This window comes from Sulfurimonas hongkongensis, from assembly GCF_000445475.1.
GTDB lineage: Bacteria > Campylobacterota > Campylobacteria > Campylobacterales > Sulfurimonadaceae > Sulfurimonas > Sulfurimonas hongkongensis.
On the sequence record NZ_AUPZ01000004.1, the window covers coordinates 24,578 to 40,557 of the forward strand.

The following is a 15,980-nucleotide window of genomic DNA, read 5'->3' on the forward strand; positions in this document are numbered from 1 at the left end:
AACAAAAGGGCGTAAATTGAATAATACTAGCATATATCCTCCTACACTTGATGGAGAAAGTATAGAGAAAAAACGACAAGAAATAGTAGAATACTTTAACAACACTTATACTCTTTTTGAGAAAGTTTTTGAGACTCTTATGAGTGATGAAGTCTTTTATAAAAAGTCAGAACCCTCAAGACATCCAATGATATTTTATTTCGGACACACCGCTACTTTTTTCATAAACAAACTAATACTTATGAAGATAATAGATAAAAGAGTAGATGCAAACTTTGAGTCCATCTTTGCAGTAGGCGTTGATGAGATGGCATGGGATGATGTTAATGCTAAAAACTATGCATGGCCAAAAGTTGATGAGGTAAGAGAGTATAGAGCAAAGGTAAAAGAGATAGTTAGTAAGCTTATTATGAATCTTGAGCTTGAACTTCCCATCAAACAAGACTCACCTATGTGGGTAATTCTTATGGGCATTGAGCATGAGAGGATTCATATAGAGACTTCACTCGTGCTTCACCGTCAGATGCCGCTAGAGTTTGTTAAGTGTGTAGAAGAGTTTAATATCTGCTCGCATAGCTCACAAGCCCCAAAAAATGAGATGATAAAGATAGATAGCACTCATATAAAACTAGGCAAAAGCACAACTCATAATCTTTATGGCTGGGATAATGAATATGGAGTTTATGAAGAAGAAGTTGGTAAGTTTAAGGCTTCAAAGTATCTTGTAAGTAACGCAGAGTTTATGGAATTTGTGCAAGATGGCGGTTATGAAAATGAGGAGTTTTGGGATGAAGAGGGGCTAGAGTATCTAAAAAGCTCAAAGGCAAAATATCCTGTTTTTTGGGTCTATGAAGATAGGGTTTATAGATACAGAGCTCTGTGCGAAGTTATAGATATGCCACTTGATTGGCCAGTTGATGTAAATGCGTTAGAGGCTGAGGCGTTTTGTAGATACAAGAGTAAAAAAGATGGAGTCTCTTGTGTACTTCCTAGTGAGGCTGAGTATAGAGCCATTTATGAACAAACAAATATAGAGGATCTGCCAGCATTTCATCAAAGTAGGGCAAATCTTAACTTTTATCATTATGCTAGTTCTTGTCCTGTAAATGAGTTTGGCTTTCACACAAATAGTGGCGAATCTATCTACGATGTGGTGGGAAATGTTTGGCAGTGGAGTAGAACACCAATGAGGCCATTTGATGGCTTTGAAGTTCATGAGGCTTATGATGACTTTACAGTTCCAACATTTGATGAAAAACATGCACTCATACTCGGTTCATCATGGGCTAGTAGTGGAAATCTTATAATGAAACACTCTCGCTATGCCTTTAGAAAGCATTTCCCTCAAAATGCAGGTTTTAGATATGTTATCTCAAACAATCAAAATGAGAGCAAATCAGATATTTATGAGAGCGATGAATTAGTCTCACAGTATTGTGAATTTCAGTATGGAGATACTTATTTTGGAGTTAAAAACTTTGCAAAAGAGTGTGCAAAGATAGCAGTAGAGTTTAGTACTAACAAAACAAAAGCACTAGACTTAGGGTGTGCGACTACAAGGGCTAGTTTTGAGCTTGCAAAGGATTTTGATGAGGTTGAGGGTGTGGACTTCTCAGCCCGTTTTATTCAAGTAGGAGTGAGGTTAAAAGAGAGAGGATATATAGCCTTTGCATCTAAACTAGAGGGCGATTTAGTACAAAATAAAAAAGTAACCATACAAGAGTTGGGTTATGAAGATATTGCTCATAAAGTCTCTTTTTGGCAAGGAGATGCATGTAACCTCAAGCCAAATCTAAGCTCATACGACTTAGTGATGGCAACAAACCTAATAGATAGACTCTACAACCCTAAACTATTTTTAGAAACTATTCACGAGAGACTAAACAGTGATGGCATCTTGATGATAACCTCTCCATATACTTGGCAAGAGAGTTCTACTCAAAAAGAGATGTGGCTTGGTGGTTTTGTAGATGCAAGTGGTAATGAAGTTAGAACTCTAGATAGTTTAAAAGAGATACTCAGTGAGCATTTTGATCTTGTACACCTTAGAGATATAGAGTTTGTGATAAAAGAGACAGCAAGAAAATTTCAACACACTATCTCACAATGTAGCATCTGGAAGAAGAAGTGAAATACAACTTTAAAACACACGCAAGTAGAGAAGACTCTAAAGCTGAGAAGTATGTTCTAAGAGAGGAACTTTTTGGTACAAAGGATGTGCTTCCTGCTTGGGTTGCTGATATGAACATCAATACGCCAGAGTTTGTTTTAGATGCTGTAAAAGAGAGACTAGAACATCCTATCATCGGCTATCAGATGATGCCAGAGAGTGCTTTTGAAGCTCAAATAGAGTGGATGAAACGAGAGCATGGCATCTCTTATGAGTTAGAGGATTTGCTCTACTCTCACTCAGTCGTTGCATCTATGGATTTGGCAATAGATGCTTTTAGTGAAGTTGGCGATAAAGTTATAGTACAAACTCCAATCTATCCTCCCTTTTTAAGCAGTGTTAGAGAACAAAAAAGAGAAATTTTAAACAATCCTCTAAAGCAAGCCAGTGATGGAAGTTATGTTTTTGATATAGAAGATTTAAAAGAAAAGATAGATGAAAAGACTAAACTTTTGCTTCTTTGCTCACCTCATAATCCTGTTGGTAGAGTTTGGAGACGAGAGGAGTTAGAAGAGATTTTAGAACTATGCTTAGAACACAACATCGTAGTCTTTAGTGATGAAATTCACTCAGACTTAGTCTATGCACCAAATAAACACATCCCCTTTGCATCTCTAAGTCAAAAGGCAAGAGATATAACAATAACAGCTATAGGAGTTGGAAAAACTTTTAATATGGCTGGGTTTGCTATAAGTAGTATAGCTATAGGAGGTAAGGCTTTAAGAGAGAGATTTTTACAAAGCTATAAGAAAGTTCATTTTGCACAAGGAAGTGTTTTGTCTCATACAGCTTTTGAAGCTGCTTATAGAGAGGGCAGAGAGTGGCTAGAGGAGTTAAAAGTTCATCTTTGGAGCAACTATGAGCTACTTGTAGAGGTTTGTAAAAAACATAACAATACTATAAAGGTCACACCCATAGAAGCAACTTATCTTGCATGGCTTGATTGTAAAGGCTTAGGGCTTAGCAACAGAGGCATAAAAGATTTTTTTATTAAAGATGCAAAGTTAGGGCTTAATACTGGGCTTAGTTTTTCAAAAGAGGGAAGCGGCTTTATGAGGCTAAACTTTGGAGTGAGTCGTGATGAGATGCAAGAGATTGTCAAAAGACTTGATGGGGCTTTGTCAAAGTTTAATCATGAGTGATTTAGAAAAAATAGAGTCTTTTATAAGTAAGCATCATGCTCTAAGTTTAGCTACCTCTGATGGCGATGAGCTTAGTGTTTGTAGTCTCTTTTATATCTATGATGGACTAACATTTGTAGTAGCAAGTAGCGAGGATACCACACATATAAAACATATCAAAAAAAACCAAAATGTTGCTGGAAATATTCTTTTAGAGACAAAAGAAGTAGGTAAGATACAAGGTCTGCAGTTTAGAGGAGTCTTTAGAACTCTTGGAGATGAGAAACTAAAAAAACTCTACTTTAAGAGATTTCCATATGCACTTGCAATGAGAGCAAAGCTTTACAAGATTGAAGTTAAATATTTTAAACTAACTGACAATAGGTTAGGTTTTGGTAAGAAGATTATTTGGAAGGAGCCTTAAGCTCAAATAGTGAGCAATCAGTTCCACTACTTTGAAAAACAACAATAGAGGGAATTTGAGCAGATTTAAAACCATAAGCCCTACATCCATGAGGTTGTTTTTTTTCCCAAGTAACATAATAAAACTTACATTTTCTACAGTTTATCTTTTTCATCTATCTTTCTTTGTTTAAGTATGGAATATTAGCATATTAGGTAAAATAAACAACTTATTTTAGGATTATTAGAAAATAGAGTGTAAGTGTTGAGTTTTCCCTAGTTCCAATGCTCTGCGTTGGAACTCATATATATCTGAGTTATAGCATATATATCAACTCCCACGCAGAGCATGATAGATAGTAATAGGGGAAAAGGTTCCCTTAAATTTATGAAATAAAATTAAGGAAAATAATTTGGACAAAATATTATTAATGCTACAACTTCAATCACAGTTAAATGATGCTACTAATGGAGAAGATTGGGTTAAGGGTCTGACAAAAGATGCTAAAGAGATAAACTGGAGGCGTTGCATCTATATGGAGTGCGCGGAGATGATTGATAGTTTTTCATGGAAACATTGGAAGAACATTAAGCAAGAACCTGATTGGGCAAATTTGCAGATAGAGGTTGTCGATGTATGGCACTTTGTGATGAGTTTAGCTATAGAGAATTACAGTAAAACTCTAAGAGGTGGCATAGACGAGCTGGCCATCAATATATCCAATCTAGAGAGTTTTTCTAAAATAGATATAAAAAATGATGACTTTGCATCGCAAAAAAAGATTATACTAAAAGTTGAAGATATAATGCGTAAGGTTTTAAGCCAAGAAGAGCTTGAACTTGAGGCTCTCTTAGCAGATTTTTTTGACTTGGTTGTCTTTAGTGGGCTTGATTTAGAGACGCTTTATAGGCTTTATGTTGGTAAAAATATCTTAAATCAATTTCGCCAAGACCACGGCTATAAAGAGGGCACTTACGTTAAAGTTTGGGCAGGAGAAGAGGACAATGTTATCATGAAGCGAATCTGGGAAGACAATGCTGATATAACACCAGATTCACTCTATAATGAGCTTACAAAATTATACTTCTCAATGACTAAGAGCTGATACTTGAGCACTCTTTTAGAAGTTAAAAATCTCTCTTTTGGATACAAAAAAGACTTTTTGCTTTTTGATGATTTGTCTTTTAGTTTAAAAAAAGGTGAGATAAAAGTTATAGTTGGAGCTAGTGGAGCTGGAAAGAGTACTCTCTTTGAGCTGATTTTAGGAAACTTAAAACCTCTTAATGGAAGTATTGAGCGCAGGAGAGCGTCTGAGGTTTTTCAAGATCCATATAGTTCTTTTCATCCAAGTTATAGCTTAATAAATCAAATAAAAGATGTAGCATCTGTTGATAACCTTAAAGCATATCTGAGTAAACTAAACCTAGACTATGAACTACTTTTAAAACTCCCACATGAGCTTTCAGGCGGGCAACTACAACGAGCCTCAATTTTAAGAGCTATGCTTATGAAAAGTGAGATCTTACTACTAGATGAACCTACATCTGCACTTGACAATGTTATACAACTTGAAGTTATGAAGATGCTGCTTGACTCACTAGATGAGAAGGGAATGCTTCTTATCACTCATGACTTAGAGCTTGCAAAATGGTGTGGGGATGAGATTATAGAGATCTAAGACTGTGCTAAAAAGTATTTAGTTATATAAAAACCACAACCAGCCATAAAAATAGTTCCAAAAGCGTTTAGTGAGATATTTACTAAAGCTAAGATGATATGCCCACCCTCTAGGAGAAAAAAACTCTCTATAGCAAATGTTGAGTATGTTGTTAAGGCTCCTAAAATCCCCGTGGAGAGAAATGATTTTGTATGTAGAGAAAATAGTGTAGTGTACATAAAGTAAGCTACTAAAAGCCCCATTATAAAACTTCCAATAAGGTTTACTCCAAGAGTACCAAATGGAAGGTCATGAGGAAGTTTGTTTGAGATTAAACCATTAAGGTAAACCCTGAGGATTGCACCAATAAAACCACCACTACCTATGGCTAGGATTGTTTGATAGCTCATCATCATATACTTTTTGCATCTTAGTTCTTAAATTATTTAGCCAATCCTTATCTTGCTTGTTTGCTATAAAAGAGTCTAAGTATATAGCTTTGATGCGACCAGGTTTGTAGTAAAACTCTTTTACATTATAATACTTTGCACTCTGCATAATAACTACAGGTTGAACGCGAAGCTTATACTTGTCTGCTAGCATCTTAGCACCAGACTTAAAAGGAAGCATCTTTGATTTTGTAGAGCGAGTTCCTTCTGGAAACATTGTTATGACTCTTTTTTTATCTATCCTATCTTTGGCATCTTTTAGTAGTTTTAGTAAAGAAGTTTTGCTCTCTCTTGTTACTGCAATATCCTCTGGCAGTTTTAGTGCTAAACCAAAAAATGGTATCTCAAATAGCTCTTTTTTTGCTACCCAAGCTAAGTCTTTACTCGTTATCGTCTCCATGATACAGATGTCTAAATCACTCTGATGGTTAATCAAAAACATCTGTGCATCTTTGTCCTCTTTTCCCTGAATTTCAACTGTAAAAAAGGTACCAAGCCTAATGAGCCAAGCAGATATTTTTCTAGCATAAGGCCTAGGGGCTAGATAGTAAAAAATTATCATCAGCGCTAGAGAAGACATAATAATAATAGTTGCAAAAAGCCAACTAATCTTTGCAAATATCTTCATTTTTAACCCAACCTATCTTTTCATTTTTAAGTTTTACTTTTACAAAATCTTTTACACTCCCCTCTTTTTGTAAGTGGTAAACAGTGTTAGTTTTTTCAAAAATAGTCCCATTGTGAACTGGGAGTAGATATATCTTAGAGCCTACCTTTATACAAACTTCTTTTGAGGGAATGGCTATATATATAACATAAGTTAGAGGAATCAGTATAAAAACTAAGTAGATATATTTTTTTCTCCATAAAATAAGCAAAAAAGCGATCAAAGCTATTGCCGATGCAAGAAGCATTTTTACTCTATCGTGAGATTGATCTTTTGGTTTTAAATCGGTTTGTGTTGTCACACTATCATCATCTACTATGATGGGAATATTTAGGCGGACAAAATTGTTTTGTAAAAGATTGAAGTAAGAAAAAGAGAGGTTTTCTATATCTTTTTTTATAACTGCGTAGTAAACTAACTTAGAATTAAAGTGAGACTCTGTTATTGACTCAATTCCTTGTTTGTAAGCATCTTTTAACTCAAACGAGGCTATATCGCAGTTTGTAGCGGTGGCTACAAAGACTACAATATTATGATCATCATCATAGGCAGTTGTCTTAAACTCTAAAAGTTCAAAACTATTTGCTACTATATTTGCAAAGTATTTTTTAGGGTTTAGCGTGACTACATTTAGTTTAAAACCATTAAGTATAGTATCTCTGTAAATAGTATTATCAAAACCATTTAGAGTTGCTTTAAAGTCAGGTATCTTTGCATCACTATCTGTTGTAAGAAAGTAAAAAGTGTCATAAAAATATCTAGAGTCCTCTTCTCTGTAAGGAAGTTCATTTAGAAGTTTTAAGCCATTATAATTTAAGAGTTCATAAGTGATATTTGAGAAATCTTTAACAGTTGAGAGAGTCTTTATAGTTATGGGAAAAATCTCACCTTTTATAACTCTATGAGGAGTTGATTTAAAGTTAAGATATAAAACTTTTGGCAAAGAGGCATCTAGAGATATGTTGTTATCCTGGATTGCGTTGACTTCATTTGCACTTAGAGTTGTTAAAAAGAACAACCCTAAAAAGATTAGGCGAATCACGCTTTTAAAAATCCTTGAAGCATGGCTACGCCATCATCGCTTCCTAGGATTGTCTCCATAGCTCTCTCAGGATGAGGCATAAGACCAAAAACATTTTGTTGCTTGTTACAGATACCAGCTATTGATTCAACACTACCATTAGGGTTTTGTATATTTCCCTTTGCATCTGTGTACCTAAGGAGTATCTGGTTGTTCTCTTCTAGCTCCTTTAGTCCAACTGCATCTATAAAATAGTTTCCATCATGATGAGCTATAGGGATATTTACAACATCGCCAACATTTAGTTTTTTTAAAAAATCATTATCATTGTTTATTACTTTTAGATGATGATGCTTTGATAAAAAGTGTAGTTGTTCATTTCTTTTTAGCGCACCGGGAAGAAGTCTAGCCTCAGTTAAAACTTGAAAACCATTGCAGATACCAAGAACTTTTCCACCAGCTTTTGCGTAAGCTTCAACTGCCCTCATAACTGGAGAAAATCTAGCAATAGCTCCACTTCTTAGATAATCTCCATAAGAAAAGCCGCCAGCTATTACTAAGAGGTCAGTATCCTGTGGAACTTTATCTGCTTTGTGCCAAAGTATCTCAGTTTTTGCTCCAAGTCTCTCAAATGCGTACTGTGTATCATACTCGCAATTTGTTCCAGGAAACTGTAAAATTGTTACCTTTGTCATTATACTAACTCTATATCATAGTCTTCAATAACTGTGTTAGCTAAAAGGTCTTCGCACATCTTAGTAACATCAGCTAAAGCTTTCTTCTTATCATCACAATCAAGTTGTAAAACTATCTGTTTTCCAACACGAACATCTTTTACTGCGTTAAAGTGAAGTGATTCTAGTGCGTGATGTACTGCTTTTCCTTGAGAGTCTAATACGCCTGCTTTTAAAGATATATTTACTATTGCTTTTATCATTGTGTTATTTTCCTAAAATTCTATTTAATTTTTACGGTGGGAAAAGTAGTTTTCCCACATACGCTAATGTTTGGTTTTCTTTGCCAAGATGTTCATAGCACTAGTTCTATTTTGAGAGAATTCTGTTTAGAACCTGCTCATAAGCTACTGCTAGTCCGCCTAGACCTTGACGAAATCTATCTTTATCCATCTTCTCTCCACTCTCTACATCCCAAAAACGGCAATTATCAGGGGAAATTTCGTCAACTAAGATGATATTTCCACTACTATCTTTTCCAAACTCTAGTTTAAAGTCCACTAAGTTTAAACCTTTTTCAAAGAAGTAAGGACGAAGTATGTCATTTACTTGTCTTGCCATTCTACGAAGTTTGTCTAGTTCATCTTGATACTCAACTAAACCTAAGATAAGGGCGTGTTGATCGTTTAGTTTTGGATCACCAAGATCATCATTTTTATAATCAAACTCCACTAAAGTAAATGGAAGAAGTGTACCATCTTCTATGCCAAGATTTCTAGTTAAACTACCAGTTGCAATATTGCGAACGATGACTTCAATCAAAATAACATCAACCTTTTTATGAAGCATATGGTTGTCATCTAGCATCTCTACAAAGTGAGTTTGAATACCATTTTCCTCTAGTAGTTTAAAGAGCTCAGTTGAAATCTTGTTGTTAAGTGCACCTTTTCCGACTTCACTTGACTTTTTTTCGCCATTAAATGCTGTCAAATCATCTTTAAACTCTGATATTACTAAGTCTTTATTATCTGTTAAATAAAGTCTTTTAGCCTTACCTTCATAGAGTAATTCTCTTTTTTGCATCTGTTTGTTTATCCTTTTACTATGATGAGTGCTCTTATAATATCAACACTCTCTTTTAGTTGAATATCTTTATATAGTTGTTCTTTTGAAATTATATCTTTTTTATTACCATTTTCTTTTGCTTTTTTCTCAGAAGAGACTTTTGTATCAGCTTTTATAAGTTCTTCTTCGAGATGCTTTTTAAGATCTGCTTCTTTTATAGAAAAGCCATTCTCATCTTGTTGAACTTTACCAGGAAAGACTTCAATATCTGGCTTAACGCCTAGTGCTTGAATAGTTCTTCCACTTGGAAGATAGTATCTTGCAATAGTGAGTTTAATAGCCTCCTCTTTTGTGATAGGAAGAACAACTTGTACACTTCCTTTTCCAAAAGTATTTTCTCCAACTACGATGGCTCTTTTGTGGTCTTGCAGGGCACCACTAACTATCTCTGAAGCAGAGGCACTTCCACCATTTACAACAACCACTACGGGAACATCTGTTATAGTGTTTGAGCTCTTAGCGCTATATACTTGGTCATCTGAGGATTTGCGACCCTTTTGAGATACAATGTCACCTTTGTCTACGAACAAATCAACTAAGCCAACAGCTTGGTCAAGCAAACCACCAGGATTGTTTCTTAAATCTAAGATAATACCCTTTGTCATTGCCTTTTTTTTGTTTATAGCTTTAGAGATATCTTCAACAACTTTTTTATCAAAACTTGTAACTCGAACATATAAAATATCATCGCCTATAGTCTTTGTATAGACTGACTCAATGGTAATAATGCCTCTTACAATCTTAATAGTAAGTGGTTTAGCTTCTCCCTTTCTAACAATGGTAATCTCAATAGGCTCACCAACTTTTCCTCTCATGCGCGAAACTGCCTCGTCTATTGTCATGCTTAGAGTTGATTCGTCATTGATTTTTAAGATAATATCGCCAGGTTTTACACCAGCCTTATCAGCTGGAGTACCCTCAATAGGTGCTATTACAGTTAAAGCTCCATCTCTGACACCTACTGTAATACCTAGACCTCCAAACTCTCCATCTGTTTGAACTTTAAGCTTTTTGTAATCTTTTTGTGTTAAAAAGTTTGAGTGTGCATCAAGGTTTGTCATCATGCCTTGGAGCGCTTTATCCATAAGATCTTCGATGGTTACAGCGTCTACATTGTACTTCTCAACTATGCTTATGACTTTTGTAAACTTTGCAAGAGCTTCAAGTCTTGAAGCTTCTTTTTTTGTACTCTCTGTGTTTTTTGCAAAAAGATTTGCAGAAAACAGTATGGTTAAAGCTACTGCTACAGTGGCAAAACCTAATGTTATATATTTTTTGTTGCTCATATGATTCCCTATTGTTTTTAAAGATGGACATTATAGTAAAAAGATGTTTAAATAACAAATTATTGATTTGTGAGAGAAAATATTCAGGTTTTTTTTATATAATACAAAAATTCTAAAGCGTATATTGTTACAAAAAAGGAAAACGAAATGAGTTCAATCAAAGAGTATTTATCACAAGATCACAGCAGATGTGATGAGCTGTTTGCAAAGATGGAAGATAGTGCAGGTAAATCTTTAAGTGATGCAAAAGAGAGTTATGAAGAGTTTGCAAAAGCTACAGAGAGACACTTTCAGATGGAAGAGAGAGTTATGTTTGTAGAGTTTGAAGCAAAAACAGGGATGACTGAGGGTCCGACTGCGATGATGAGACATGAACACGCACAGATGAGAAGCCTTATAAAGCAGATGGGTGAAGCTCTTGAAGCACAAGACAAAGATAAATTTTTTGGACTCTCAGAGACTCTGATGATACTAATGCAGCAACACAATATGAAAGAGGAGCAGATGCTATATACGATGGCACAGCAACATTTAAGTGCTGAAGCACCTAGAGTAGTTGATATGATGGAGTCTATGATTGTTGAGTAAAAAAAGTGCAGTTTAACGGTCTCTCGCTGGAGCAAGCCCCTCCGATCTCAGCACCGCTTAGGTTCTATCTTACAGCTCCACTCTTTGCCATACTCGCTGGAGTTTTGATACTCCTAAGTGATGCAAGTCTTTTGCAAAGCAGATATAGCGTAGATGCTATAGTTATAACACATGCGATAACTATAGGTTTTATGAGTTTTGTCATGTTGGGTTCATTAACTCAGATGCTCCCAGTCTTAGCTGGAGTAAAGATGTATAGAGTTGATCTCATTACAAAAGCCTCGCATCTAGCCTTGGTTTTTGGTACTCTTTTTATGCTTATGGGCTTAAAATTTGAGCTGGCTTTACTAAATAGTCTAGCTATTGTTTTACTTGCATCTGGATTTTTAGCTATGATAGTTGTAACTTTAATGGCTATAAAAAAGGTAAAAAACTTTACTCCAACAGTTGCAGGGATGAGTGTTAGTCTTATTTTTGCTTTTTTGAGTGTGTTGATGGGAGTTTTTTTGCTCTTTAGCTACATAGATATAGATGTAGCAATTTATAGAAATATAGTTGCAAACACTCATAGCGTTTTGGCTATATTTGGTTTTGGGGGAATCTTGATAGTTGGTGTAACATTTCAAGTCTTGCCTATGTTTTATGTAGCACCAAAGTTTAAAGATTTCTACCAAAAAAGAGTGGTTCTGTTTATATCTCTCTCGCTTATTTTATGGATGATAACGAGTCTTTTTTTCCAAAGTTACTCAGTAGTTGCAAAGCTCTGGATAGTTCTGTTTTTTGCTTCATTTGCAGTTATTTTTCTGCAAAAAATAAAAAACAGAAAGAGAAAAATTAGTGATATTACACTTCTGTACTATAAAACTTCAACCATTTTTTTAGCTTTTGGCTCACTTTTTTGGATAGTAGATGAGTTTTACTTAAGTGAGCATATAGTTGTGTCCTCAATCTTAATCGGTGGTTTTATACTCTCTATTATGATAGGAATGTTATATAAGATAGTTCCTTTTTTAATCTGGTTTCATCTAAATGCGATGGGCTATATGAGCATCCCAACAATGAATGAGATGATAGACAAAAAGTTGGCGATGATACAGTTCTCTCTTTTTGTAGCATCTCTTTTAGGTTTTATACTCTCTTACTATACAGATGCATATTTGAGTCTATTTGCTATGGCTTTTATCATTAGTATGGTAATCTTGCAATACAATATCATCACAGCAGTTTTGATATATAAAAGAGTTAAAAAAACTAAACCAGATTTTGATATGAGTGCTTTTGCATGATATCTAAAAGTATGACGGTAGATGTAAGGGCCAAGTAGATGCTAAAGAATAAAAATATAGTTTTGATAGGGTTTATGGGAGTAGGAAAGGGCAGTGTGGCCCGTGAGGTTATAAAACACTCTGACTATATAACCATTGATACAGATGATATAATAGAGAGTATGCAAAACAGAAAAATCAAAGATATCTTTGCACAAGATGGCGAAGCGTACTTTAGAAAGCTTGAACGAAATGTAGCTGCGTGGCTGGAGAGTAGTGTAAAAAACACTCTTATCTCAACGGGTGGAGGTTTTTACAAACAAGAAAACCTAAAAAAGATAGGAACAGTTGTTCTGCTGGACTCTCCATTTGAGAAAATAATAAAGCGAATCAAACACCATCCAAATGCTTTAAAAAAACTAAAAAAACGACCACTTCTAAAAGATCTTAAAAAGGCACAAGAGCTTTATGATGAGCGTCGCCCTGAGTATTTAAAAGTTGCAGATATAGTTATAGATGTAACAAAAAAGAGTGCCCTAGAGTGCTCAAAAGAACTTCTAAAAAAGGTAAAAACACATGCGTAAAATAGTACTATACTTAACACTTCTTTTTGCTACTTCTTTGATGGCATCAGAGATAAAATGGGCAAAAGATTATGATACTGGGATAAAAGAGGCAACGAGGTTTGTAAAGCCAGTTTTGTTTATATCTTCAAGACATACTTGCAAGTTTTGTGTTATCTTAGATGAGACAACTCTAAAAGATGAGAGGGTTATAAAAGAATTAAACAGAGACTTTATATCTATAATTTCGTATAGTGACGAGAATGATTATATGCCAAAAGAGCTTTGGCAACCAGGAACCCCAGCTATCTGGTTTTTACTCCCAAGTGGTGAACCAATGTATCAACCTATCATGGGTGCAATAGATGCGGATAATTTTCTAAAAGCGTTAGGTGTTGTAAAAAAACAGTTTGATGAGTATATAAAAGCGGGAAAATAAGATGATTTTTACAGATACAAGAGATAGCGGTTTTGCTAAAAGTTTTGATGAACTTTTGCAAAGAGGGAAGATGGACATTGCAGAAGTTAGTCTAATAGTTACTAGCATTATAAATGAAATTAAACTTGATAAAAATGAGGCTCTAAAGAAGCATATAGAAAAGTTTGATAACTGGACTCCAAAGAGTGATGAAGAGTTAAAAATCTCAACTGAGTCAATGAGTAAAGCTTATGACAACCTAGATGTAAAACTTAGGGACTCACTCCATCTAGCATACGACAGAATAAAAGCGTATCATGAGAAACAAAAACCAAAGTCGTGGTTTGATACAGAATCAAATGGAACAATTTTAGGTCAAAAAGTAACTCCAGTTGATAGTGCAGGACTCTATATCCCAGGTGGTAAAGCTGCATACCCATCTTCGCTTTTGATGAATGTTATACCAGCTCAAGTTGCGGGTGTACAAAACATAATTGTAACTACTCCAACCCCAAATAACGAACCAAACGAGCTTTTACTAGCTGCTTGTCATCTTTGTGGTGTTAGCGAAGTTTACAAGGTTGGCGGTGCAAGTGCCATCGCTGCTATGGCTTATGGAACACAGAGTATCCCAAAGGTTGATGTTATAACAGGTCCTGGAAACATCTTTGTAGCTACTGCAAAAAAGATGGTTTTTGGTGATGTAAACATAGATATGATAGCAGGACCTAGCGAGATAGGAATCTTAGCAGATGATAGTGCAAATCCTAGTCATTTAGCAGTAGATATGCTCTCTCAAGCTGAACATGATGAGATGGCAAGCTCTATACTAATAACTCCATCACAAGCACTAGCAGATGCAGTAAAGATAGAGATAGAAGTATGGCTTAAAAAACTCTCAAGAGAAGAGATTGCAAGAAAGTCCATAGAAGAGAGGGGTGCTATTATAGTAACAGTAGATATGGATGAGGCTATAGAACTAATGAATGAAATCGCTCCTGAGCATCTAGAAGTTGCAACTGATAATGCTTTTGAATATCTAGCTTATATAAAACACGCTGGAGCGATATTTTTAGGTCATAACACACCTGAGGCTATTGGAGACTATGTAGCTGGTCCAAACCACACTTTGCCAACAGGTGGAACTGCTAAGTTTTTCTCCCCTCTTGGAGTTGAGAACTTTATGAAAAAGACCTCTATAATCTCTTTTTCTAAAAATGCCATCAACAAAATAGGCGAAGAGTGTGCACTCATAGCAAGCACAGAAGGATTGACTGCGCATGAGCAATCTGTGAGAGTTAGACTAAATAAGTAGATATTGACTTTATTTTTTTAAACAGTTATAATTTTTTGACAATAAAATTAAATTTTGTTTAAAAAGATGATATTATGCAGACAGATGAATCAAATATTCTCAAACAGTATAGACATATTGTTGATGAGAGTAATATTGTGTCAAAATCAGACCTTCAAGGAACTATTACCTATGCAAATGAAAAGTTTGTTGAAACCTCTGGTTATCCACTAGAGGAACTTCTAGGTCGTCCTCACTCCATCCTTAGAAATCCAGATACGCCAAGTGTTTTTTTTAAAGAGCTTTGGGACACTATACAAGCCAAAAAAATTTGGCGTGGAATTCTTAAAAATGTAAGAAAAGATGGAACCATCTATGTAGTAGACGCTTGCATCTATCCAATACTCTCAAAAGATGGGGATATCCTAGAGTATATCTCCATCCGTCACGATATTACTGAGTTAAGAGAGTTAAATGCTAAGGTACAAAACCTACTAGAGTATGGTAACTCTCAACAATACATAGCAAGAAGTAAACTTCAAAGTGGCATCGTAAATGAGTTTGAGCCAAAAAAATGCAAAGTTATTTACCATCCATCAGATATTTTAAGTGGGGATTTTTACTCCATATTTAAGAGAAAAGATGGCTCAACGTTTATCTACTTACTTGATGGTCAAGGCCATGGAGTTTCTCCTGCTTTGACTGTTTTTGCCACATCTGCTACCATAAAAGAGATGATAACGGGAAAACAGAACCTAAAAAAGATATGTAAAAAAATATTTCCTATTATAAGAAGTTTCTTAGGGGAGTTAGAACAACTCTCATACACTATGATTTTGATAAATCCTAAATCCACTAAACTCTCTTATGTCTCAGGTGGAATGTATCCATTTAAAGTAAAGTTTGTTGATAACACTATATATAGAGTAAAAGCGAACAATCTGCCATTTATGAACTTTTCAAAAACTCCAAAGCCATCAAAACTAAATATTACAAAATGGAATTCTATGATGATACATAGTGATGGGGTTGTAGAGCATTCGTACAAAGATCAAAAGCAGTTTCAACCTAAAGAGATTATAGAAAATCCAGCTCTTATAGACTCCATCACAAACTCTTTAAATGATTATAAATTTAGTGATGATTTTACGCTTATTCACTTAAAAAATGTCACATAAATAAAAAATTGTTATTTAGGTAAAGTTTTTTTACCTAAGAATTATAAATGATACTTAATTATAAATTATTTTTTAAGTAAGATAACAAAACTACCCAACAA

The 15,980-nt window shown here is 34.9% G+C and carries 19 protein-coding genes; 11 read left to right on the plus strand and 8 right to left on the minus strand.

What is annotated here, in order from left to right; translation table 11 throughout:
- Positions 1–16 precede the first annotated feature (16 nt).
- The 3 genes from ovoA to M947_RS14940 are packed head-to-tail and all read left to right on the plus strand — an operon-like array spanning position 17 to position 3,715.
- Positions 17–2,131, plus strand: a complete 2,115-nt coding sequence (gene ovoA / locus M947_RS14930) for a 5-histidylcysteine sulfoxide synthase (RefSeq protein WP_021286860.1) — start codon at positions 17–19, stop codon at positions 2,129–2,131.
- Entirely contained in the window at positions 2,128–3,312 is a 1,185-nt protein-coding gene (locus M947_RS14935; RefSeq protein WP_021286861.1) for a PatB family C-S lyase, read from the plus strand. The genes ovoA and M947_RS14935 overlap by 4 nt, the downstream gene beginning before the upstream one ends.
- Entirely contained in the window at positions 3,305–3,715 is a 411-nt protein-coding gene (locus M947_RS14940; RefSeq protein WP_021286862.1) for a pyridoxamine 5'-phosphate oxidase family protein, read from the plus strand. The genes M947_RS14935 and M947_RS14940 overlap by 8 nt, the downstream gene beginning before the upstream one ends.
- Here M947_RS14940 and M947_RS14945 read toward each other — a convergent pair.
- A complete protein-coding gene (locus M947_RS14945; RefSeq protein ID WP_021286863.1) occupies positions 3,696–3,869 on the minus strand; it encodes a hypothetical protein in 174 nt (57 codons plus the stop codon). The genes M947_RS14940 and M947_RS14945 overlap by 20 nt on opposite strands.
- Before the next feature lie 237 nt (positions 3,870–4,106).
- Between M947_RS14945 and M947_RS14950 the strand changes: the two genes are divergently transcribed.
- Both M947_RS14950 and M947_RS14955 read left to right on the plus strand, forming a co-directional pair.
- Positions 4,107–4,799, plus strand: coding sequence for a dUTP diphosphatase (locus M947_RS14950; protein ID WP_031347848.1), 693 nt, complete (start codon positions 4,107–4,109; stop codon positions 4,797–4,799).
- A gap of 3 nt (positions 4,800–4,802) precedes the next feature.
- Complete coding sequence (locus M947_RS14955) at positions 4,803–5,372, plus strand: ATP-binding cassette domain-containing protein (RefSeq protein WP_021286865.1); 570 nt, start codon at positions 4,803–4,805, stop codon at positions 5,370–5,372.
- Here the strand turns inward: M947_RS14955 and crcB are convergent.
- The 7 genes from crcB to M947_RS14990 all read right to left on the minus strand — a co-directional run bounded on the left by crcB (position 5,369) and on the right by M947_RS14990 (position 10,573).
- Positions 5,369–5,761, minus strand: a complete 393-nt coding sequence (gene crcB, locus M947_RS14960; RefSeq protein ID WP_031347849.1) for a fluoride efflux transporter CrcB — start codon at positions 5,759–5,761, stop codon at positions 5,369–5,371. The two genes, M947_RS14955 and crcB, sit on opposite strands and share 4 nt — an antisense overlap.
- On the minus strand, positions 5,730–6,428 hold the full coding sequence (locus M947_RS14965; RefSeq protein ID WP_021286867.1) for a lysophospholipid acyltransferase family protein: 699 nt from the start codon (positions 6,426–6,428) through the stop codon (positions 5,730–5,732). Before M947_RS14965 ends, crcB begins: the two co-directional genes overlap by 32 nt.
- Positions 6,406–7,509 carry a hypothetical protein gene (locus M947_RS14970; protein WP_021286868.1) on the minus strand — a complete coding sequence of 368 codons (1,104 nt, stop codon included), beginning with the start codon at positions 7,507–7,509 and terminating at the stop codon, positions 6,406–6,408. The genes M947_RS14965 and M947_RS14970 overlap by 23 nt, the downstream gene beginning before the upstream one ends.
- Entirely contained in the window at positions 7,506–8,183 is a 678-nt protein-coding gene (purQ, locus tag M947_RS14975) for a phosphoribosylformylglycinamidine synthase subunit PurQ (protein ID WP_021286869.1), read from the minus strand. Before purQ ends, M947_RS14970 begins: the two co-directional genes overlap by 4 nt.
- Entirely contained in the window at positions 8,183–8,422 is a 240-nt protein-coding gene (gene purS / locus M947_RS14980; protein ID WP_031347851.1) for a phosphoribosylformylglycinamidine synthase subunit PurS, read from the minus strand. Before purS ends, purQ begins: the two co-directional genes overlap by 1 nt.
- Positions 8,423–8,531: 109 nt before the next feature.
- A complete protein-coding gene (gene purC / locus M947_RS14985; protein ID WP_021286871.1) occupies positions 8,532–9,245 on the minus strand; it encodes a phosphoribosylaminoimidazolesuccinocarboxamide synthase in 714 nt (237 codons plus the stop codon).
- An 8-nt stretch (positions 9,246–9,253) separates the two neighbouring features.
- Entirely contained in the window at positions 9,254–10,573 is a 1,320-nt protein-coding gene (locus M947_RS14990) for a S41 family peptidase (RefSeq protein WP_021286872.1), read from the minus strand.
- Positions 10,574–10,720: 147 nt separating this feature from the next.
- Here M947_RS14990 and M947_RS14995 point away from each other — a divergent pair, with 147 nt between their 5' ends.
- The 6 genes from M947_RS14995 (at position 10,721) to M947_RS15020 (ending at position 15,879) form a co-directional block, all read left to right on the plus strand.
- Positions 10,721–11,161 carry a hemerythrin domain-containing protein gene (locus M947_RS14995; RefSeq protein ID WP_021286873.1) on the plus strand — a complete coding sequence of 147 codons (441 nt, stop codon included), beginning with the start codon at positions 10,721–10,723 and terminating at the stop codon, positions 11,159–11,161.
- Positions 11,162–11,166: 5 nt separating this feature from the next.
- The gene (locus tag M947_RS15000) at positions 11,167–12,447 is read left to right on the plus strand and encodes a hypothetical protein (protein WP_021286874.1); all 1,281 of its coding nucleotides are present in this window, start codon (positions 11,167–11,169) and stop codon (positions 12,445–12,447) included.
- A gap of 38 nt (positions 12,448–12,485) precedes the next feature.
- On the plus strand, positions 12,486–13,010 hold the full coding sequence (locus M947_RS15005; protein WP_021286875.1) for a shikimate kinase: 525 nt from the start codon (positions 12,486–12,488) through the stop codon (positions 13,008–13,010).
- The gene (locus tag M947_RS15010; RefSeq protein WP_021286876.1) at positions 13,003–13,428 is read left to right on the plus strand and encodes a DUF255 domain-containing protein; all 426 of its coding nucleotides are present in this window, start codon (positions 13,003–13,005) and stop codon (positions 13,426–13,428) included. Before M947_RS15005 ends, M947_RS15010 begins: the two co-directional genes overlap by 8 nt.
- A gap of 1 nt (position 13,429) precedes the next feature.
- Entirely contained in the window at positions 13,430–14,722 is a 1,293-nt protein-coding gene (gene hisD, locus M947_RS15015; RefSeq protein WP_021286877.1) for a histidinol dehydrogenase, read from the plus strand.
- A gap of 74 nt (positions 14,723–14,796) precedes the next feature.
- Complete coding sequence (locus M947_RS15020) at positions 14,797–15,879, plus strand: SpoIIE family protein phosphatase (RefSeq protein WP_021286878.1); 1,083 nt, start codon at positions 14,797–14,799, stop codon at positions 15,877–15,879.
- The last annotated feature ends 101 nt before the right edge of the window (positions 15,880–15,980 follow it).